This window comes from Thauera sp., assembly GCF_035444905.1.
GTDB lineage: Bacteria > Pseudomonadota > Gammaproteobacteria > Burkholderiales > Rhodocyclaceae > Thauera.
On sequence record NZ_DAOMPS010000033.1, the window covers coordinates 15,221 to 36,194 of the forward strand.

At 69.6% G+C, this 20,974-nt stretch carries 16 protein-coding genes and 1 tRNA gene; 5 read left to right on the forward strand and 12 right to left on the reverse strand.

Annotation, left to right across the window (positions count from 1 at the left end; translation table 11 throughout):
* Positions 1-5: 5 nt before the first annotated feature.
* Positions 6-1,199: a porin gene (locus PLC66_RS14485; protein WP_503012218.1), complete on the reverse strand. Its 1,194-nt coding sequence runs from the start codon at positions 1,197-1,199 to the stop codon at positions 6-8.
* A 302-nt stretch (positions 1,200-1,501) separates the two neighbouring features.
* Here PLC66_RS14485 and PLC66_RS14490 point away from each other — a divergent pair, with 302 nt between their 5' ends.
* Positions 1,502-2,392, forward strand: a complete 891-nt coding sequence (locus PLC66_RS14490; RefSeq protein ID WP_324541615.1) for a ketopantoate reductase family protein — start codon at positions 1,502-1,504, stop codon at positions 2,390-2,392.
* Positions 2,393-2,404: 12 nt separating this feature from the next.
* Here the strand turns inward: PLC66_RS14490 and PLC66_RS14495 are convergent, their stop codons facing one another.
* The 7 genes from PLC66_RS14495 to PLC66_RS14525 form a co-directional block, all read right to left on the reverse strand.
* On the reverse strand, positions 2,405-3,358 hold the full coding sequence (locus PLC66_RS14495) for a diguanylate cyclase (protein WP_324541617.1): 954 nt from the start codon (positions 3,356-3,358) through the stop codon (positions 2,405-2,407).
* Positions 3,358-6,399 (reverse strand): hybrid sensor histidine kinase/response regulator, encoded by a 3,042-nt coding sequence (locus PLC66_RS14500; RefSeq protein ID WP_324541619.1) that lies wholly within the window; start codon positions 6,397-6,399, stop codon positions 3,358-3,360. The genes PLC66_RS14495 and PLC66_RS14500 overlap by 1 nt, the downstream gene beginning before the upstream one ends.
* Positions 6,392-6,931 (reverse strand): YfiR family protein, encoded by a 540-nt coding sequence (locus PLC66_RS14505; protein WP_324541621.1) that lies wholly within the window; start codon positions 6,929-6,931, stop codon positions 6,392-6,394. Before PLC66_RS14505 ends, PLC66_RS14500 begins: the two co-directional genes overlap by 8 nt.
* Before the next feature lie 14 nt (positions 6,932-6,945).
* Positions 6,946-9,168: a TonB-dependent receptor plug domain-containing protein gene (locus PLC66_RS14510; RefSeq protein WP_324541623.1), complete on the reverse strand. Its 2,223-nt coding sequence runs from the start codon at positions 9,166-9,168 to the stop codon at positions 6,946-6,948.
* Positions 9,169-9,389: 221 nt separating this feature from the next.
* Positions 9,390-9,466: transfer RNA gene (locus tag PLC66_RS14515), tRNA-Pro, on the reverse strand.
* Positions 9,467-9,502: 36 nt separating this feature from the next.
* The gene (gene ispB, locus PLC66_RS14520; RefSeq protein WP_324541677.1) at positions 9,503-10,471 is read right to left on the reverse strand and encodes an octaprenyl diphosphate synthase; all 969 of its coding nucleotides are present in this window, start codon (positions 10,469-10,471) and stop codon (positions 9,503-9,505) included.
* Positions 10,472-10,565: 94 nt separating this feature from the next.
* On the reverse strand, positions 10,566-11,834 hold the full coding sequence (locus PLC66_RS14525; RefSeq protein ID WP_324541679.1) for an extracellular solute-binding protein: 1,269 nt from the start codon (positions 11,832-11,834) through the stop codon (positions 10,566-10,568).
* A 218-nt stretch (positions 11,835-12,052) separates the two neighbouring features.
* Between PLC66_RS14525 and PLC66_RS14530 the strand changes: the two genes are divergently transcribed.
* From PLC66_RS14530 to PLC66_RS14550, 4 genes are all read left to right on the forward strand, one after another.
* A complete protein-coding gene (locus PLC66_RS14530) occupies positions 12,053-12,439 on the forward strand; it encodes a hypothetical protein (protein ID WP_324541625.1) in 387 nt (128 codons plus the stop codon).
* A gap of 319 nt (positions 12,440-12,758) precedes the next feature.
* Complete coding sequence (gene rlmM / locus PLC66_RS14540; protein WP_324541627.1) at positions 12,759-13,853, forward strand: 23S rRNA (cytidine(2498)-2'-O)-methyltransferase RlmM; 1,095 nt, start codon at positions 12,759-12,761, stop codon at positions 13,851-13,853.
* A gap of 139 nt (positions 13,854-13,992) precedes the next feature.
* Positions 13,993-15,489, forward strand: a complete 1,497-nt coding sequence (locus PLC66_RS14545) for a DEAD/DEAH box helicase (protein WP_324541629.1) — start codon at positions 13,993-13,995, stop codon at positions 15,487-15,489.
* Positions 15,490-15,644: 155 nt separating this feature from the next.
* Positions 15,645-17,525 (forward strand): putative bifunctional diguanylate cyclase/phosphodiesterase, encoded by a 1,881-nt coding sequence (locus tag PLC66_RS14550; protein WP_324541631.1) that lies wholly within the window; start codon positions 15,645-15,647, stop codon positions 17,523-17,525.
* On the opposite strand, the gene PLC66_RS14555 is transcribed toward PLC66_RS14550, so the two are convergent.
* From PLC66_RS14555 to PLC66_RS14570, 4 genes are all read right to left on the reverse strand, one after another.
* On the reverse strand, positions 17,519-17,875 hold the full coding sequence (locus PLC66_RS14555; protein WP_324541633.1) for a hypothetical protein: 357 nt from the start codon (positions 17,873-17,875) through the stop codon (positions 17,519-17,521). The two genes, PLC66_RS14550 and PLC66_RS14555, sit on opposite strands and share 7 nt — an antisense overlap.
* A 116-nt stretch (positions 17,876-17,991) precedes the next feature.
* Positions 17,992-19,371 (reverse strand): NAD(P)(+) transhydrogenase (Re/Si-specific) subunit beta, encoded by a 1,380-nt coding sequence (locus PLC66_RS14560; RefSeq protein WP_324541635.1) that lies wholly within the window; start codon positions 19,369-19,371, stop codon positions 17,992-17,994.
* Complete coding sequence (locus PLC66_RS14565; RefSeq protein ID WP_324541637.1) at positions 19,368-19,673, reverse strand: NAD(P) transhydrogenase subunit alpha part 2; 306 nt, start codon at positions 19,671-19,673, stop codon at positions 19,368-19,370. Before PLC66_RS14565 ends, PLC66_RS14560 begins: the two co-directional genes overlap by 4 nt.
* A 13-nt stretch (positions 19,674-19,686) precedes the next feature.
* Entirely contained in the window at positions 19,687-20,811 is a 1,125-nt protein-coding gene (locus PLC66_RS14570) for an NAD(P) transhydrogenase subunit alpha (RefSeq protein ID WP_324541639.1), read from the reverse strand.
* Positions 20,812-20,974: the final 163 nt, after the last annotated feature.

Sequence of the window (20,974 nt, forward strand, 5' to 3'; positions counted from 1 at the left end):
CGCCCTCAGAAGAACAGGATGCCGCCGACGGAAATCGTCCGCGTCTTCAGGTCGCCGGGGAACAGGTCGCTGCCCTCGCCTTTCTCCTGGTTGTACTCGCCGACCAGGGTGATGTACTTGTTCAGGCTGTGATAGACGCCGACGGTGGCCGAGCGGAAGGTGTTGGTATCGGTCAGCAGGCCGCCGCGGTCGCGGTTCTCGCCGAAGTTGAGGCCGAACTTGGTCTTCCCCACTGTGTAGGTGCCCTGCAGGAAGTAGCCCCGGCCATCGTTCTTGGCAAAGGGCGAGAAGAACAGCGCCCCCACCGTGGACAGGCCCAGGCCGCTGGCGTCGAAGCCGTAGGCCACCGCCTCGAAGGCGCCGATGCCGATCTTGGCGCCGAGCTCGAAACCACCGGCGTTGAAGCTGCCGGCGCCGCTGGTGCGCTGGTGGATCGCCCCCGCCCACAGCGAACCCTTGGCCGTGCCGGCCTCCCAGTCGTAGTTGGCCATCGCCTGGATGCCGGGATCCTTGGTCTCGTCGCCGGCGAACTTGTTCGGGTCGAAGATGCCGAATGAGGCCGACAGCCCGCCCATCGTCGGCGTGGTGTAGGTGATCTGCGGCTGGAAGCCGGTGTACATGTAGCCGTGGCCGATCATGCCGAAGGTGGTGTTGAAGGGGGTGGAGGCGTAGCTGTTGCCGCCGAGGCCGAGCAGCGTCATGTCGGACAGGATGATCTTCTGCCCGAACAGGCCGATGTCGCGGCCGAACTTGACCGTGCCCCACTCCTGGTTGCCGAACTGGAAGTACAGGTTGCGGGTGTCGATCTGGGTGAAGGGGCTGTCACAGCCGGTGGCGCCGCCGCAGCCCGGATCGCTGGGCAGGCCAACGACGTCGGACTTGTCGTTGATGCCGGGGGCGAAGCCGACATGGGCCTTGATGTCGAGGCCGTCCACCTTGGTGGTGAACACGAAGTTGATCCAGCCCGGCAGCAGGCCGTTGGTGAGCGCCGAGTTGTTCGTCTTGACCCCGCCCGATTCCGCGCTGCGGTGGGAGTAGAAGCCGTTGATGGTGCCGTTGATGTCGAGCGTGGCATCCCCCTGCGTGAAGCTCACCGCATGGGCCGGTCCCATGCCGAGCGCCAGCAGCGCCCCGGCCAGCAGGCCGAGCCGCCTGCCCTGCGCTGCCCGGGATCCCTTTCGCATCGTCGTGTTGTCCATTGTTTCCTCCTCGTGGATGGTCGTCTTGTCGTTTGCACTGCAGAGCCGGGGCGAAGCGCCGGCCTGGGGCGGCCTTGTGCAATCGCTGTGCCATCACGCTGCAGGGCGCGCCAGACATGGGGATGCGGGTCGGCGGCGGGCTGCGGCCCTGCTCCAGATGTTCCACCGGGGCGTTGCCCGCCCCTGATCCGAAACGAAACTTCGGAACAGCGCGGCCGCCGCGCGGCTAGAATCGCGCACGCGCCGACGCCAGGCCGCCATCGCGCAGGCGCCGCGGCCACCCACCGCCCTTCGAGCCCTCGATGACCCCGACTCCGCCCGCCCCTGCCCGCTATCCCATTGCCCTCATCGGTGCCGGCGCGCTCGGCCTCAGCTTCGCGGCGCGGCTGGCGCGCACCACGCGTGTCGCCCTGGTCGCGCGTGACGCCGCCGCCGCTGCGGTGCTGCGCGCCGGGGTACGTGTCGGCGACGAGCGCTTCATGCCCGAGGCATGGGCGCCCGAAGCGGCGCCGCAGGCGCAGTGGGTGATCGTGCTGGTCAAGGCGGGCGACACGGCGGAGGCGGCGCGCACCGCGGCGCGCATGCAGCCGCAGGGCGTGTTATCGCTGCAGAACGGGCTGACCGAGCCGGTGTTGCGGGCACAGTGCGCGCTGCCGCTGACGGCGCAGGGCATCACCACCGCGGGGGCGTTTCGTGACGACAGCGGGGTGACGCCCTCAGGCGACGGCGAGGTGCTGATGCCGCCCGGCTTCGAAGCGCTGGCGGCGCTGCTGGCGCAGGCCGGCTTCGATGCCCGCGTGGTCGACGACATCGTTCCGGCGCGGCTGGCGAAGCTGCTGGTCAATCTCGCCATCAACCCGCTCGCAGCGCTGTTCCGCGTGCGCAATGGCGAACTACTGGCGCCGCCTTACCGCATCTGGCTCGATGCGCTGGTGGCCGAGGCCTGGCCGGTGCTGCGCGCGCAGGGGCTGACGCTGGACGAAGCCGCCGCCCATGCGCGGGTCCATGCGGTGGCCGAGGCCACCGGCGCCAACCGCGCGAGCATGCTGCAGGACGTGCTGGCGGGCCGGCGCACCGAACTCGAGGCGATCACCGGCGTGCTGATCGCCTTTGCCCGGCGCGAGGGGATGGCGGTGCCGACGCACGAGGCCGTGCATCGGCTGCTCGGCCTGCTCGAGGCCCGCCGCCGCTGAAGGCGGCAGCGCTCAGTCGCGCCCGGCGGCCGCTGCGAAGGGCGCGGCGGCTTCGCCCGCGGCGGGCGCCGGCGACCACACCACGCGATTGCGACCGCCCCGCTTGGCCGCGTACAGCGCCGCGTCGGCGCGCGCAAAAAGCGCGTGATCGGGCTCGGCGCGCTGCGGCAGGCAGGTCGCGCCCCCCATGCTGACGGTGACCGGCAGCTGCATGCCACCGGGCGCGGGCACGCGCTGCGCCTCGACATCGCAGCGAGCGGACTCGGCCAGCGCGAGCGCGCCCTCCATCGGGATGCCGGGCAGCAGGATGACGAACTCCTCGCCGCCGTAGCGGCACACGAAGTCGGCCGGCCGCCGCAGCGCGCGCTGCAGCGTGCCGGCGATGCGGCGCAGCACCTCGTCGCCCTCGGTGTGGCCGAAGTCGTCGTTGAAGCGCTTGAAGTGGTCGATGTCGATGGCAACGAGCGACACCGCGTCGCGCTTGCGCAGGCAGCGCCGCCATTCGAGCTCGAACACCTCGTTGAAGCGGCGGCGGTTGGGAATGCCGGTGAGGCTGTCGAGCATCGCCAGCTGCTCGAGCAGGCGGCGCTGATGCACCGACTGCAGGTGGTTGCGCACCCGCACGCGCACGATGGGTGGATGGAAGGGCTTGGTGATGTAGTCCACCGCGCCGAGTTCGAGCCCCTTCTCCTCGTCGATGGTGGAGTCGAGTGCGGTGATGAAGATGACCGGGATGTCGCGCGTAGCGTCGTCGTGCTTGAGCTGGCGCAGCACCGCATAGCCGTCCATGCCCGGCATCAGCACGTCGAGCAGGATCAGGTCGGGGCGGTGCGCGCGCGCGCGCTCGAGGGCCTGCTCGCCGTTCTTGGCCAGAATCAGGCGGTAGTCCTCGCCCAGCAGTTCAGTCAGAAGGCTGCGGTTGTGTTTCTCGTCGTCGACGATGAGGACAGTGAAGGCGGGATTCATCAGTTCATCCGTTCCAGATCCTGGCGCAGCGCATCGAGCTGCACCAGCGCACGTTCGTACTCGATATCCTCGATGAGTTCGCGCAACACATCAATGCGGGCGCGCTGGGCCTCGTCATGCAGGCATTCGAGGAGTTCGCCGACCAGGCCCTCGGCGGCCGCGTCATGACGCTCGAGCAGCTCCCCCAGCCGCAGCAGCAGCCCCTGCGCGCGGGCGAGGTCGTCGGCCACGCCGGCGGGCCGCGGCGCGGCGGTGGACGCCAGCGGTGCCAGCGCGCCGAGGACGCGATCGAGCTCGGCGGCCAGCGCGGCGAGCTCGCCAGGCTCGGGCCGCTGCCCGGCCTGCAGCGCCGACTCGGCGCGCCGGGCCAGCACGGACAGCGCCGTCGCGCCGATGGTGGCCGCGGCCGACTTGAGGGAATGCGCGAGCCGCCGGGCGGCCGCCACCTCGCCCTGCGCGAGCGCGCGAGAGAGATCCGCCGAGGCATGCGCGAACTGCTCGCGAAAGCCGTTGAGGATGCGCCGGTACAGGCCGGGTCGCCCCATGTGGTTGGCCAGGCCGCGCTCGCTGTCGATGCCCTCGAGCGGCGGCAGCCGCGCAGGCTGCACACTGCCGGCCGCCGCGTGCACGGCGGCGGATGCGTAGTCGGCCGGGGGAATCCACTTCAGCAAGGCCGCGTACAGCAGCTGCGGGTCGATCGGCTTGGTCAGGTGATCGTTCATGCCGGCCGCCAGGCTCTGCTTGCGGCTGCCGCTCATCGCGTGGGCGGTCATGGCGAGGATGGGCAGGTCGCGGTGGCGCGCGTCGCCCCGGATCAGCCGCGTCGCCGCCAGGCCGTCGAGCACCGGCATCTGCACGTCCATCAGCACGAGGGCGATGTCGCCCGCCGCCAGCCGGTCGATGGCCTCGCGCCCATTGGCTGCCTCCACCACCTCGAGCCCGGCCAGGCTGACGAACTCGCGCACCACCTCGCGATTGAGCGGCAGGTCGTCGACAATCAGCACGCGCGCGCCACGGATCCGCGCCAGGCCCGCCGGATCGGGCGCGCCGCCTGCGCCCGCCCCGTGCGCATCAAGGGCGACGGCGGGATTGGCCGCCTCGGCAAGCGCCTCGAGCAGGGCCGCCTCGGTCACCGGCTTGACCAGGACCGAGTCGACGCCCGACCTGATCAGGCGCTCGGCCACCGCTTCGTAGGCCCCCACGGTGATCGCCAGCACCACCGCCGGGCGTGCGCCCGGCAGGCCGAGGGCATCGATGCGGGCGGCGAACTGCAGGCCGTCCATGGCGGGCATCTGCCAGTCCACGAGGACCAGATCGAAGGCCGCCTGGGCCGCCGCCTGCTGCAGCGCCTCCAGCCCCTCCTCGCCGCTTGCGCAGGCGCGCGCGGCAAGTCCCAGCCGCTCGAGCAGCTCGACCAGCAGCGCCGCGGCAGTGGCGTTGTCATCCACCACCAGTGCGCGCCGATAGCTCGCCGAGACGGCTCGGGCCGGCACCGCCGCTGCATCCTCCGCCAAAGCCAGGGGCAGCAGGACGCGAAACACCGTTCCCGCTCCCGGCTCGCTGTCGACTTCGATCGAGCCGTCCATCATGCGCACGAGCTGGGCACAGATCGACAAACCCAGACCGGTGCCGCCGAAGCGCCGCGTCACGGAGTCGTCCAGCTGGCTGAAGGCCTCGAACAACCGCCCGCGATAGAGCTCGTCAATACCGATGCCGGTGTCACGCACCGCAAAGCGCAGCATCGCCTCGCCGCGGGCGCCCTGGCAACGCTCGAGCGCGAGCATGACCTCGCCCTTGGGGGTGAACTTGATCGCGTTGCCGAGCAGATTGATCAGCACCTGGCCGAGCCGCAACGGGTCACCGATCAGGCGGCGCGGCACATCGGCCGCGCAGCGGAACAGCAGCTCGACGCCCTTCTCCTCGGCGCGCAGCGCGACCACGCCCAGCGCACGCTGGCACACCTCGCCCACCTCGAAGGGAATCGACTCGAGCGACAGCTTGCCGGCCTCGATGCGTGAGTAATCGAGCACATCATCGATGATGCCGAGCAGGCTCTCCGAGGACGCCAGCATCTTGTCGACCTGGTCGCGCTGCGGTCGCGACAGGCGGCTGCGCTGCAGCAGGCGACCGAGCCCGACGATGGCATTCATCGGCGTGCGGATCTCGTGGCTCATGCGCGCGAGAAAGCTCGACTTGGTGCGATTGGCCTCGCGTGCGTCGGCAATCGCACGCTCCAGCGCGCGCGTGCGTGCCTCGACCAGGCGCTCGAGGTTGCCGCGGTACTGCGCAAGCTCGGCATCCCGCGCCTGGATGGTGTCGATGAGCTGGTTGAAGCCGCGCCCCAGCGCGGCGATCTCCTCGCCGCCGCGCGGCCTGACCCGGTCGGGCAAGCCGGCGTCGGCCGCCAGGCGGTGCATCAGCGCGCCCAGCTCGCCCACCGGTGCGAGCAGCCGGCGCAGCAGCAGCCAGCCGAAGGCCAGCGAGACCAGCAGCACCCCCAGCAGGACCAGCAGCGAGTCGCGCAGCGCGCGATTCGACAGCGCCTGGATCTGCTCGAGCGAGGCGAGCAGCTCCACCCTCGCTACCGGCCGGCTGCCCTCGAACACCGGCGCCCACACCGTGATGCTGTGCTCATTGAAGACATGGCCGGCCAGCGTCGGCCGGATCGCCGGAATGAACTCGCGCCCGGGCCTTGGCTGCGCCTCGTCGGCATGGCGCGCGAAGACGCTGCCATCGGCCAGCACGATGCGCCCATCGAGGACGAAACGGCTGCTCGACAAGGCCGACAGCAGTCGGTGCGCCTCGGCGGCATCGCCAAAGGACACCGCCGCCATGCTGTTGGTGGCGATCAGCTCGGCCTGTGCCGACAGCGAGGCGGCCCACTCGCTGCGCAGCAGGCGCTGCTGCTGCAGGCTCATCAGCGCAAAGACCAGACTCGCCGCGGCCACCAGGGACAGCGAGCCGAGCAGCAGCAGTCGCCCGCCCAGCGTGGCCGGCAGCCTCAGCCGCCGCGCCCCGCGCGGCGTCGCCGGCCTAGTCATCGGACACCTCCGCGAGCCGCAGCAACTGCGCCATGAATTCGACACCCGCGATGCGTGCGGCACGGCGGTTGATGACGATGGCCAGGCCATCACGACGCCCCTTCACCCCCAGCTCGACCATCCCGCCCGCACGCGCGAAGCCGGGAATGTCGGACACCGTCACCAGGCCCGGCCGCGCCAGCTCGACGAGCAGCCGCTCGAGGCGATCGGCCTCGGAGCGACCGACGAAGATGAAGTCGCAGTCGCCGGCCTCGCCCGGGCTGCGCAGCGCCCGAAAGCGCCCGGGCAGGCCATCTGCCTGGGTGTCTACAAGGCTGCGCAGGGCCTCGTCGAGCTGCGTGCGACCGAGGGTGCACAACACGGGGGCATCACTGCCGTCTCGTTCGCGGTAGGTGAATAGCGCCAGCTTGTAGAACAGCACCGCCTTCAGCGCCTGCTCGGAGGCGGCCGGCGCCTGCGCGAAGGTGGGCGACGCCAGTGGCCCGCAGGCCACCAGCGTCGCCAGCACGGCGAGGCGCAGACGTTGCAGCATCGACGCGCGCGCCCCTAGAAGCGGTACTCGAGCGTGGCCATCCACGTCCTCGGCTGCTGCGGCATGTCGACGAAGGTGGTGCTGGCCGAACCGTGCGCGGCGTCGTAGCGGCGGTCGAACAGGTTGTCGATGTCCAGCCACAGGCTGGCCTTGCCGTCGAGCAGACGATGCCAGCCGATGTGCAGGCTAGCGACCACATGAGCGTCCGTGGAGAGGCGCTTGCCGTCCAGCACCCGGCTGTTGCGTCCGGTGGCGGTGTCGTCGATCCAGCGCAGGCGCGGCGTGATCGTCAGCCGGTCGAGGTAGCGGAAGGTGGCGCCGAGCTTGAGCTTGCGCCGGGCGACGTAGCTGAGCTCGCTGCGCGGGCCGTCGTCGAGCTCGCGGATATCGCCATCCACCCAGCTGAAGCTGCCCCACACATCGCCGTCCCAGCGCTCACCGAGGCCAAAGCGCCACTGCGCGATCCAGTCGAGACCGCGATGCACCTCCTCGCCCGCGTTGCCCTTGACCGTGGTGTCACGCAGCACCGCGCCGTCGATGAACTGGGTCGGCACGCTCTGGTTCTGGGTCACGACGAGGTTGCGGATGCGGCTGTGGTAGACGTTGGTGATGAAGTTCAGGTCGGACCGCGGACGCCAGTCCCAGGTCAGGCTGTAGGTGCGCGCGACCTCGGGTTCGAGACGGTCGTTGGGCACCCGGAAGCCCTGGCCGAGGTAGCGCCCCTGCGCATCGCGGTCGCCGGTGAACGAACCGAAGGTGCCGAGCGACTCCTCCGGCGAGGGCGCACGGAAGGCCTTGCCGGCCAGGGCCTTGAACACATGCTGCTCGCTCGCTCGCCACACGGCACCAAGACGCGGATTGAGGCTGCTGCCGTAGGCGGAGTGGTCGTCGTAGCGCAGCCCCAGCATCGTCGACCAGGCCTCGCCCCAGTCCGACTGGAGCTGGGCATAGCCATGCACGTTGTGATAACGGGCCTCGCCGATCTGGATCGGCAGCGTGGTGTTGGGATAGCTGAGGCCCTGGTCCGCCGGCCCGCGACCGCGGTCGTAAGGCCGAGGCAGATCGGGCGTCAGCAAGGAATCATAGTCGTTGTAGCCCAGACCGGCCTGGGCGCTGTGGTGGTCGGAGAAGCGCCAGTCGAGCGACTGCTCGATGCCCGTGCGGCGCGACCTGGCGTACAGATAGCCCTTGTCCTGGAAGCCGGTGAAGACATTGAGGTACTTGGAGCGCGGATCGACCTCCAGCTCGGAGTGATCGACCAGCAGCTCCCCCCTGAGGTCGGGCGAAAGCTCGAAACGCAGCCGTGCATAGGTCGTCTCGGTCAGCGTTTCCCAACGCGCATCGCGCAGATAGAGCGCGCTGTCCGGGCGGTCGCCCGTGCTGGTGAGCTGGCGGAAGAAGTTTCGGTAGTGGCCAAGGGAGAGCGCATCGCCCACATCCAGGCGCGCAAAGACGCTGTGACTGGCGATGTCGCCCGCATAGGCCTCGCGCGCCGCCGCCGGCACGACCACATTGCCGCCAAAGGTCTTCGCATCCACGCGCGGGAAGTCGGCCGGGTAGTACCGGTCGAGCGGCGCGCGGTCGCTCGCCTGGCGATGACCGCCCACGGTCAAGGCAAGCTGCTCACCCGCGCGGGCAGAGGCAAGAAAGCTGGCCTCGCGGCTGTCGAAGCGTCCTGCCCCCACCGAAACCCAGCTCTCGTTCGCCGCGGCCGGGCGGTCGGTGATGATGTTGATCACCCCGGCCACCGCGTCGGCCCCATACAGCGCCGCCGCCGGGCCGTACAAGACCTCGACCTGGCGCGCCTGGAAGAGCGCGAAGTTCTCCGCCACCGGAATCTTGCCGCCGGCCGGATGGTCGATGCGCACACCATCGAGCATGATCAGCAGCTTGTTGTTGCTGTTGTAGCCCTGCACGCTGAAGTTGTTGAAGGTCGAGGACTTGGTCCCGCGCATGAAGTCCACACCCGGCAGATCCTCGAGCAGATCGGCGAGGTTGCGGTAGCGGCGCTCGCGGATCTGCTCGCGCGTGATCACCATGATGTGCGCCGGCGTGTGGTCGCGCGCCTCGGATCGGCGCGAGGCCGTCACCACCGGCGTGTTGATGAGGTCTTCCAGCGACAGGGGCAGCAGGCGCACCAGATCGCCGGGCGCAGCCGCGAGGGAGGCACCGGTGCAGAGGCAGGCGGCGAGCGCCGGCACGACGCGCAGCGGCGCGAAGAGGCGAGGTAACGACATGGTCTGAGCCGTCGATGATGGCGACCCAGGCCGAGGCCCTCGCCGCGTCGGAAAAACGATGCGCGATGATACTGCGCAGGCCACCGGATCAGGCGCGCAATTACGCACGCATGACCCCAGTCGCGGAGTACAGACGAAAAAATGGCGCAGGACTCTTGAAAGTCTGCGCCACCTTGTTGCGGAATCGATCAGCGCTGAACTGCCGATTCCAGCCGAATTTTTGGTCGGGGAAAGAGGATTCGAACCTCCGGCCCCTGCGTCCCGAACGCAGTGCTCTACCAGGCTGAGCTATTCCCCGACACTTTCTTGCCTTGCTGCCAAGCCCGCTACTATATCAGTAAGTTCGCCTAACTGCAAAGTCCGATAATTGTAGCAGCGCGTCCTTGAAAATGGAAGGGGGAAGCGCGGAAAGTGCTTCGATCGCGCGCTCGGCCTCGGCCTGCGCGTGGCGTCGCGTCACCTCGAGCGCGCCGGTGGACTGAATCGCGGCGAGCACCGCAGCGAAATCGTCGCGACCGCCGTTCTCGATGGCGTTACGCACCGTCGCCGCCTGCTCGGGCGTGCCGTGCTGCATGACATGGATGAGCGGCAGCGTGGGCTTGCCCTCGGCAAGGTCGTCGCCCAGGTGCTTGCCGGTGTCGGCCTCGTCGGCCGAGTAGTCGAGCACGTCGTCGATGAGCTGGAATGCGGTGCCCAGATGCATGCCGAACTCGGCCAGCCGGCCTTCGAGCGCCTCGTCGGCGCCGCCCAGGATGCCGCCCAGTCGTGCGGCGGCCTCGAACAGCTTGGCCGTCTTGTAGCGGATCACGCGCAGGTAGTCGTCGATGACCACGTCCGCGTTGTGGCAGTTGAGCAACTGCAGCACCTCGCCCTCGGCGATGACGTTGGTGGCGTCGGCGAGCACGCGCATCACGCGCATGTTCTCGACCCCGACCATCATCTGGAAGGCGCGCGAGTAGAGGAAGTCGCCCACCAGCACCGAGGCCGCATTGCCGAACAGGGCATTGGCGGTCTTGTTGCCGCGGCGCAGGTCGGACTCATCGACCACGTCGTCGTGCAGCAAGGTGGCGGTGTGGATGAACTCGACCACGGCGGCGAGCTCGTGGTGCTCGGTGCCCTTGTAGCCCATCGCACCGGCGGAAAAGAGCACCAGCGCCGGGCGCAGGCGCTTGCCGCCGCTGTGGATGATGTATTCGGCCACCTGGCGGATGAGTACGACATCCGAATGGAGGCGGTCGCGGATGACGGCATCCACCGCCTGCATGTCGGCGGCGATCGGCGCGAAAAGCTGCTTGACGGACAAGGCGGACACGCTCGCGGAAAAAGGCGGATGGTAGGCGCCGCGCGCGCGCGGCGTCAAGCCGCGCCGGGCGCGGCGCCCGCGTCCCGGGCCGCGCTCAGTTGCCGCCCTGGGCGCGCGTCACGGCGTTGTCGAGCGCCTCCTTGGCGGCCTTCTCGTCCGCCCACACGCCGGCAAGCTCTTCGTCGAGGATGCGGCGCACCTTCTGCCGCTCGACCGCAGGCTGGGCGGAGGACTGCGGCGTCGCCGGCTTGTGCGTCAGTTGCTCGACCGCCACCCGCACGTTCTCGAGATCGTCGCCGAGCAGCTCGCTGCGCGACGCCAGCAGCCCGGCCCGGTTCAGCGGCAGGTAGCCGGTCTCGCGCTGCCAGGCGACCTGGTTCTCGGGTTGCAGCCAGAAGCTGATGAAGCGCGCAATGGCCTTGTACTCGGCAGGCTTCTTGCCCGCCGCCGCCCACAGCGCCGGGCCGTCGGCCACGGTGTTCTGCGGCGCGCCGGGAAAGTCCTCGTAGTAGGGCAGGCGCGATACGCCGACGTCCAGCGTGCCACTGCGGCGGAAATCCACCCAGCTCGCCGACGGTGCGGCAATCACCGCGCAGTCGCCACTGGCGAAGCGCTGCTCGGACTCGCCCTGCTCATTGAACACGTGCAGGTAGCGCGCGCGCGTCCAGCTCGCCATCATCGCCACGTGCTTGACCTGGAACATGCCGTTGAAGCTGGGCACGGTGCGCTTGTCGCGCACCGCCGCCACCGGCTCGTTGTGCCAGGCGCTGAGGTTCTCGACCATCACCCGTCCGGGCTCGGACACGGTGTAGGGGCAGGTGTGGCCGGCGTCGGCGAGGCGACCCAGGGTCTCCTGCAGTTCGAACCAGGTGTTGACCTGGGTCGTTTCCGGGTTCATGCCGGCACGGCGCAGGGCGTCGCGGTTCACGAACAGCACCGGCGTCGACAGGCCGATCGGCAGCGCCAGCAGGCGGCCTTGGGCGTCCACCGGGGTGCGCGTCATCATCGCCGGCGGACGCACGGTCTGCAGCGCCACTCCGCTCTCGCGCATCAGCGCGTGCAGCGGCTTGAAGCGCGGCTTGCCGGCGACGAACTCGTCCTCGTCGTCGCCCTCCAGGATGAGCAGATGGGGCGGCGCGGTGCGCGCGCGCCAGTCGGCGTCGCTCAGCACGACGCGGACGTCCTTCGACTGCGCATTGAAGCGCTCGACGAGGTCGTTGAGCGCGGCCGCCCGGCTCTCGGGCAGACGATGGAAGAGCTCGACCTGCTGGGACGCGGCGGCCGCCGTCGCCGACAAGGGCAGCCAGACCGCTGCGCACGCCACGACCACCCCGACCAAACCCTTGAAACGCTTTTTATTCATAGACTTGACACACATGACGAGAAGCCCGGACCGACGGCCCGGAGGCAGCGGAATTATAGTGTCGCCGCCTCACGAAACGAACGCCCCGGATGTAACTTGCGGGCCTGTCTTCAAGAATCCGTCACGGCCGCCGTTAATGGGATCAGAGCGCTTCAACGCCATCACCGAGCGGCGCCGCAGCGCACCCCTTCGACAACGACCCCGCGCCCCCTCCCGCCATGCGCCGTCCCGCCTCGCGTCCTTCGCTGCCCGCCCTCGTCCTGATCGCACTACTGCCGCTGGTGGCCGGTTGCGAACAGATCGCAGAGCTGCTCGAGCTGCCCAACCCAGCGCGCGACGCCGCACGCATGGAGGCCGAAGGGCGTGCCATCGGCAGCGCCTGCCGTCACGCCGGGCGCTCGCTGGAAGACTGCTACACGCTCAACGGCTCGGCGGACAAGGCCGCCGTGTTCGCCGGCTGGCGCGACATGAACGACTACATGATGGCGCACAAGCTCGAGGTCGTGCCGTCGCGCTTCACCCAGCTGCCAACCCCTGCCGTCACGCCGCTGCCGGCCGAGGCATCGACGCCAGGCGACGCCCCCTCGCCCGGCACCGTCCGATGAAGTTGACGCCGCGCTCGAGGGCGAGATCGAGCTGGCTGCGCGCCTCGGCCTCGCTGTTCTGCTGACCGAAGGTCATCGTACCGAGGCAGATCGCCGACACCGGCGGCCCTTATCGCCCAGCGGGCGATAGCCCATTTCACGCTTGCTGATCCACGCTCCTGTCCCATCTGCGCCCAGCCCCGGCGCCCGGCGCGGGCGCCGGGCTCGCCAGTGAGGCCGCGGCGGCTTATCATCGGGGGCCTCGGCCCCGCCCTGCAGATCCTGCACGTCCTGCAGACCCGGGCCCAATCATACTTCAGCGCCTGCGCGCCCTCGCCCAATGAATCAGCACACCCCCGCCGCCGGCCTGAACTGCGCTGGCCTGCTCGGCTATTGCCGCGCCGGTTTCGAGAAGGAACTCGCCGCCGAGGTCGACGACCTCGCTGCCGAGGCCGGACTGATCGGCTTCGTCCGCGCCGAGCCCGACACCGGCTACGTCGTGTACGAGACCTTCGAGCCGACGCCACTGGGCAGCTTCGGCAATGCCACCGACTGGCAGCGCGCCAGCTTCGCGCGCCAGTTGCTGCCCTGGTTCGCGCGGGTGGAGGCGCTGCCCGAACGCGACCGCGCCACCCCCCTCGTCGACGCGGTCAAGGCCAGCGGCCAGCGCTTTTCCGGCGTGCTGCTGGAGACGCCCGATACCGACGAGGCCAAGCAGCGCTCGGGTTTCTGCAAGCGCTTCACCGAGCCGCTGACCAAGGCCCTGGAAAAGGCCGGCTGCCTGCGCACCAGCCGCGCCGGCCTGCCGGTGCTGCACGTGCTGTTCACCGACGCCACCACCGCCTGGCTCGCCGCCGGCCAGCCCGGCCAGTGCTCGAGCTGGCCGATGGGCATCCCGCGCCTGCGCATGCCCTCGAGCGCGCCCAGCCGCTCGACCATGAAGCTGGCCGAAGCCTTCATGGTGCTGCTCGACGACCACGAACGCGAGACCATGCTGCGCGCCGGCCAGCGCGCGGTGGACCTCGGCGCCGCCCCGGGAGGCTGGACCTGGCAGCTCGTGCAGCGCGGACTGCGCGTCACCGCCATCGACAACGGCCCGCTGCGCGACACGGTGATGGCCACCGAGATGGTCGAGCACCTGCGCGCCGACGGCTTCACCTGGCGTCCCCATCGGCCGGTGGACTGGCTGGTGTGCGACATGGTCGAGCAGCCCAGCCGCATCGCCTCGCTGATGGCCGAATGGGTTGCCACCGGACGCTGCCGCTACGCCATCTTCAACCTCAAGCTGCCGATGAAGCGCCGCGTCGAGGCGGTCGAGCAGTGCCGCGAGCTGATCCGCAAGCGGCTCAACAGCGTCGGCCCCTTCGACCTGCGCATCAAGCACCTCTACCACGACCGCGAGGAAGTGACCGCCTTCCTGATGCTCAAGAAGTAGGCTGCGCCCACCGCCGCGCGCGGGGATGGGAAGCCCCTGTGCGGTAAACGATTTTTCGTGCCGTGTATAATCCGGGCTTTCCCACTCCGGCAGTCGCGCGCACCTTTGCAGCGGGGCTGCACTCAATGCAAAGGCGCCCATGAGTTTCGCCGATCTCGGCCTCATTCCCGAACTGCTGCAAGCCGTCGCCGACGCCGGCTACACCGAGCCGACGCCGATCCAGCGCCAGGCCATCCCCATCGTCATCGCCGGCAATGACGTCATGGGCGGCGCCCAGACCGGCACCGGCAAGACGGCCGGCTTCACCCTGCCGCTGCTGCACCGCATCGCCCGCCACGCCAACACCAGCACCTCGCCGGCCCGCCACCAGACGCGCGCGCTCATCCTCGCCCCCACCCGCGAGCTGGCGATGCAGGTGTTCGAGTCGGTCAAGACCTACAGCAAACACCTGCCGCTGCGCTCGATCTGCGTCTATGGCGGCGTGGACATCAAGCCGCAGCAGATGGAACTGCGCCGCGGCATCGAGGTCGTCATCGCCACCCCGGGGCGGCTGCTCGACCATGTCGAGCAGAAGTCGATCAACCTGTCCCAGGTCGAAGTGCTCGTGCTCGACGAAGCCGACCGCATGCTCGACATGGGCTTCATCCCCGACATCAAGCGCATCCTCGCCCTGCTGCCCAAGCAGCGCCAGAGCCTGCTGTTCTCGGCCACCTTCTCGGACGAGATCAAGAAGCTCGCCGACCAGATGCTGAAGAACCCGCAGCTGATCGAGGTGGCGCGCCGCAACATGGTGTCGGAGACCATCACCCACGTCGTGCACCCGGTGTCCTCGGGCATGAAGCGCAACCTGCTCGCCCACCTGCTGCGCCACAAGCCCGACACCCAGGCGCTGGTCTTCGTCGATACCAAGCTGATGTGCGGGCGCCTGGCCCACTACCTCGAGCGCGCCGGCATCTCGGCCGACGCCATCCACGGCGACAAGGGCCAGCAGCAGCGCACCGAGACACTTGAGGCCTTCAAGTCGGGCAAGCTGCGCGTGCTGGTCGCCACCGACGTCGCCGCGCGCGGTCTCGACATCGACGAGCTGCCCTTCGTCATCAACTTCGAGCTGCCGCACACGGCCGAGGACTACGTGCACCGCATCGGCCGTACCGGCCGCGCCGGCCACCACGGCAATGCCATCTCGCTCGTCAGCGCGGAGGAAAAGCACTGGCTGAACGAGATCGAGAAGCTGATCAAGTTCCAGATCCCGCAGGAGATCGTGCCCGGCTTCGACCCCGACCCGGACTTTCACGAGGCCGGCTCGCGCGCCCACCGCGGCCGCCGCTCCGCCCCCGCCGAGCAGGCCGAAGGCGCCGCCACGCGCGAACGCGCGCCGGACGGCCGGCGCCCCGGCGCACGCGAGGGCGGGCGCGACAGCAGTCGCGAAGGCGCGCGCGGCGCCAATCGGCGCGGGCGTTCGACGATCGCGGCCGACGGCTTCGACTTCAGCAAGCCCTACGAGCCGGTCAGCCCCGTCGCACCGCTGCTTGGCCCCGACACCGCAGCGACCGGCGTGGCCGCCTCCAAGCCCGACCCCCTGCGCCGCGGCCAGCGTCCGATCGCGGTGCTGCTCGGCGGCCTGGGCCGCAAGTAAGCCCACCCCTTCGGGAAACCCACCCATCCGGGGCGGAAATAGGCCCGCCCGCCCCGCCTATTCCGTCCTCGGCGGCAGCCGCGCATCAAGTATTCTGGGGTCGATGCCGTAAAGGCCTGATCCCACTGCCTGATCCCACCTCCACGCTGCCGCCAGTGAACCCCACAGGACGCCCACCGGGCCTGCCCTCCTCGCCAGAGCCCTCTTCGCCCGACCCCTTCGTGCCCGACCTTTCCGAGGGTGCGGAGACCGGCGTCTACCTGGCGCTGCTCGAACTCCTCGACGAAGGCCTGATCATCACCGGCGACGAGGTCATCCTCGACGCCAACAGCGCCGCCTGCCGGCTGCTGCAGCGTGACTACCGCCAGGTGGCGGGCCGGCCGCTGACCGAGCTGTTTCCCAGCGAGGAGGCCTTCCTCGCCGCGCGCGCCCGCGTCCTCATCCAGGGCGAGAAGCGCGGCACGCTCAGTTTCGCGCTGCCCGGCGGCGAGTTGTGCTCGCTCGACTTCGTCGCCGCGCCCCGTCTGCGCCCGGGCATCCACGCCATCATCCTCAGCGCCCCCGGCGCGCGCCCGGCTGCGCAGGCGGGCACCGCCCTCGCCGCGACCAGCCCCGCTGCGCCCACCGCACCGGCGCGCACCGGCCCCGCCGCGCCCGCCCGTGGCTCCGCGCGCGCGCGCCGCCTCCCCCGCCCCGAGGCCGAACCGGCGCAGGACGACAAGGCCGACATGCGGGCGATGTACCTGGCCTGTCACGATCTGCTCACCGGCCTGCCCAACCGCCGCCTGCTGGAAGCACGCTTTGACGACGGCGTCGCCCGCGCCCTGGCGCAGCGCACCAGCATGGGCGTGCTCCGCATCGACATCGACGGCTTCAAGGCCGTCAATCGCGCCCACGGCGACACCGTGGGAGACGCGGCGCTGCAGCACCTCGCCCACCGCCTGAACCAGGCCGGCGGCAGCCGCGCGCTGGTGGCGCGCGAGCGCAGCGACAGCTTCCTGGTCCTGCTGCCCGAGCTCGACCTGCCCGGCGACGCGGGCCGCGTCGCCGATGCGCTGCTGGCCGCCGTGGCGCAGCCGCTCGCGCTCGGCGCGCACAGCCTGCAGCTCACCGCCAGCGCCGGCATCGCCCTGTTCCCGCAGGACGGCCGCGAACTCGACACGCTGCTGCGCCACGCGCGCACGGCGCTCGGCCAAGCGCAGCGCCTGGGTGGCAACAATCACCAGTTCTTCAACGGCCTCGCCGACAGCCTCGGCTTCGACATGGCCTACCTCGAGAACGACCTGCGCCAGGCCCTCGAGGCGGACGAACTGCTGCTGCATTTCCAGCCCCTGATCGACGCCCGCAGCGGCCAGGTGTGCGCCGGCGAAGCCCTGCTGCGCTGGCAACACCCCGAACTCGGCCTGCTGCCCTTTCGCCGCTTCATCGGCGCGGTGAGCGACCCCACGCTGCTCGCCCGCGTCGGCGACTGGGTACTGGCCGCGGCCTGCCGCCTCGCCCGCCAATGGCCGGCCACGGCCAGCGGCAGCACGCCGCGACTGACGGTCAATGTCGGCATCGAGCAGCTGATCCATGGCGACTTTGCCGAGCGCGTCGCGGCCAGCTTGCGCAGCAGCGGCCTTCCTCCGCAGCGGCTCGAGCTCGACCTCGACGAAAAAGTGATGGCCGAGGACGGCAGCAACCTTGCCGAGACCCTGCGCAGGCTGGCCGAGATCGGCGTGCGCCTGGCGGTGGACGATTTCGGCCGTGGCCTGTCCTCGATCCCGCGCCTGCGGCGCTATCCGCTGAAGGCGATCAAGCTCGACCCCGCGCTGGTACGCGGCGTGGGCAGGAGCGAGGACAGCGAGGCGGTGGTCGAGGCCATCAGCGGCCTCGCCGCGACGCTGGGGCTGGAGGTATATGCGCGCGGCGTCGAGGAACCGGGCCAGCAGGCTTTCCTGTGCGCGCTCGACTGCCAGCTGCAGCAGGGCCCGCTGTTCGGCCGGCCGATGCCGGCGTGCGAGTTCGAGGCCTTCCTCGCCGCCAGCGCTCAGTAGTCGAGCAGCGTCTGGCAGTCTTCCTCGCGCCCGGTGAGGCGGCTGAAACGCTGCAGGCGCTCGCGCACGAACTCATCCGCCAGGCGCTGGTTCGCACAGTACTCGCGCAGCTGCATCGCCTGGGCGACATGCTGCATGCGCGCCACCGTGTCGGCCAGCGCCGGAAAGGGGTAGCCCGCGGTGCTGCGCCATGCCGGCGTCTCGCGCGCGGCGGCAGCATCCGCGGCGCCATCCTGAATGGACTGCAGCGGCGGCTGAGCCGGCGCTGGCGTGGGCGCCTCGCCCGGCCGGGCCTGCACCGGCGCCTGCGCAGCGGCGAGCCCGGCCCATGCGGCAAGGCAGATCAACAACAAAGAAGTCCTGAAACGCAACGGGCCGCTCCCGGAAACACGACATCCCCGGTAACGGCCCGCCACGCGCCAGACTTGAACCACCCCCGCCCACCTTCGGCTGGCGGGAGTTTCCATCAGGCCTCCAGCGTCTTCACGTGCTGGATCACTTCGCCGATCGCTTCCTGCGCGCTGCCGTACAGCATGCGGCAGTTGTCCTTGTAGAACAGCGCGTTCTCGATACCCGAGTAGCCCGCGCCCTTGCCGCGCTTGACGACGATGACGTTCTGCGCCATGTCGGCATTGAGGATGGGCATGCCGTAGATCGGGCTCGACTTGTCGGTGCGCGCGACCGGGTTCACCACGTCGTTGGCGCCGATCACCAGCGCCACGTCCGCCTGGGCGAAGTCGGCGTTGATCTCGTCGAGATCGAAGATCTTGTCGTAGGGCACGCCGGCCTCGGCCAGCAGCACGTTCATGTGGCCGGGCATGCGGCCCGCGACCGGGTGGATCGCGAACACCACCTCGACGCCGCCCTCCTCGAGCAGCTGCGCCATCTCCCACACCTTGTGCTGGGCACCGGCCACCGCCATGCCGTAGCCCGGCACGATGATGACCTTCTGGCCGTAGCGCATCAGCGCCGCCGCATCCATCGACGACAGCTCGCGCATCGTGCCTTCGACCGCCTCGCCGCCTTCGGCCGCCGCGCCGGTGAGCGGGGTGAAGATGATGTTCCTGATCGGGCGGTTCATCGCCTTGGCCATCAGCTGGGTGAGCAGCATGCCCGAGGCGCCGACCACGATGCCGGCCACGATCAGTGCCGGGTTGCCGATGACGAAGCCCTTGAAGCCCACCGCCAGGCCGGTGAAGGCGTTCAGCAGCGAGATCACCACCGGCATGTCGGCGCCGCCGATCGGCATCACCAGCACCACGCCGAGCGCCAGCGCGAGCACGAAGAACAGGAAGATCTCGAAGCCGCCGGGCGCATCGGAGTAGGCCACGGTCAGGCCCACGCCGAAGGTCAGCAGCGTCAGGAAGAAGTTCACGTTGTTCTGCTGCGGCAGGCGGATCGCCTTGTTCATCAGGCCCTGCAGCTTGGCAAAGGCCACGCACGAGCCGGAGAAGGCCACCGCGCCGATGATCGCGCCCAGCGCGAGCAGCGTCGAGGTGATGGCGTCGTGCTGCACGCCGCGCACCAGCTCGATCGCGGCGATGCCTGCGGCCGCGCCGCCGCCCATGCCGTTGTAGATGGCGACCATCTGTGGCATGTCGGTCATCTTGACGATCTTGCCGCTGTACCAGGCCACGCCGCCGCCGAGCACGATGGCCAGCACCATCAGGCCGACGTTGTTGAGGCCGGGCATGAAGAAGGTCACCACGGTCGCGCCGACCATGGCGAAGCCCGCCCACACGATGCCCTTGCGCGCGGTGACCGGCGAGGCCATCGCCTTGAGGCCGAGGATGAAGACCACGGCGACGATGAAGTACGCCATGCTCACGAACCAGTTAGACGTCATTTGACACCCCCTTCCTTGCGGCCGCCGGCCTTGAACATGCCGAGCATGCGTTCGGTGACGATGTAGCCACCGGCGGCGTTGGCCGCGCCGAGGAACACGGCGAGGAAGCCGATCACCAGTTGCACCGGGTCTTCCGGATCGGCATGGCCGAGTGCGACCATGGCGCCGATCAGCACGACACCGTGCACGAAGTTCGACCCCGACATCAGCGGGGTATGCAGGATCACCGGCACGCGCGAGATCACCTCGTAACCGGTGAACGCGGCGAGCGCGAAGATGTACAACGCGGTAAAGCCATCCATGGCGTGTCCTCCCTTACAGGCCGAGCACCTGCTTGACGCCGGCGTGGCGAACTTCGCCCGCATGCGTCAGGCAACTGCCGGACAGGACCTCGTCTTCCCAGTCGAGCGCGAGCGCGCCGTCGCGGATGAAGGGCGAGATGAAATTGAACAGGTTCTTGGCCACCATCTCGGACGCATGCACCGGCATGCGGCTGGCGATGTTGGTCGGGCCGATCACGAGCACGTCATTGATCCACACCTTCTCGCCAGCGACCGTGCCCTCAACGTTGCCGCCGGTCTCGGCAGCCATGTCGACGACCACCGCGCCCGGCTTCATGCGCGCGATCATGTCGGCGGTGATGATCTTCGGCGCCGCCTTGCCCGGAATGGCCGCGGTGGTGATCAGCGCATCGCACTGCGCCACCGCCTTCGCGAGGCGCTCGGCCTGCTTGGCCTTTTCCTCGTCGGTGAGCTCGCGCGCATAGCCACCGGTGCCCGCGGCCGACACGCCGGTGTCGACGAACTTGGCGCCGAGCGACTCGATCTGCTCGCGCGTTTCGGGACGCACGTCATAGGCCTCGACCATGGCGCCGATGCGGCGCGCGGTGGCGATCGCCTGCAGGCCGGCGACGCCGGCACCGATCACCAGCACCTTGGCCGGACGGATGGAGCCGGCGGCGTAGGTGAGCATGGGGAAGAACTTGGGCGAATGGTCGGCGGCGATCAGCGCACACTCGTAGCCGGCGACCGCGCCCTGGCTGGACAGGATGTCCATGCTCTGGGCGCGCGAGATGCGCGGCAGCAGCTCGAGCGCAAACGCCGTCAGCTGGCCGTCAACCAGCTGGCTCGCGCGCTCGGCACTGGACCAAGGCTGCAGCATGCCGCACAGCACGCTGCCCGGCTTCATGGCGGCGATCGTCTCGGCCGGCGGGGCCTGCACGCAGAACACCACGTCGGCGGCCGCACACACTTCGGCGGCGCTATCGACGAAGCTGACGTCGGCAAAATCGGTGTCCCGGAAGTGCGCGGCCTTGCCGGCGCCCTTCTGCATCACCACCTGGGCACCAAGGCCCTGATATTTCTTGACCACATCCGGCACGACGGACAGGCGTCGCTCGCCGGGATGGGTCTCCGCTAGCACTCCGATGATCAGAGGCATGGGCGTATTCCTCCCTGTAGAACGGTATCAACACAGAATCGAAAGAAGCGCCGGCCGCCCTCTTTGTTAGTTCTCCCTGCCCCGCGCTTGCAGCGCCAGGAGCCGACGCGAAGGCCATATTACCGGCAATCCGGGCAGGCGTAATCATCCAAATGCACCATCC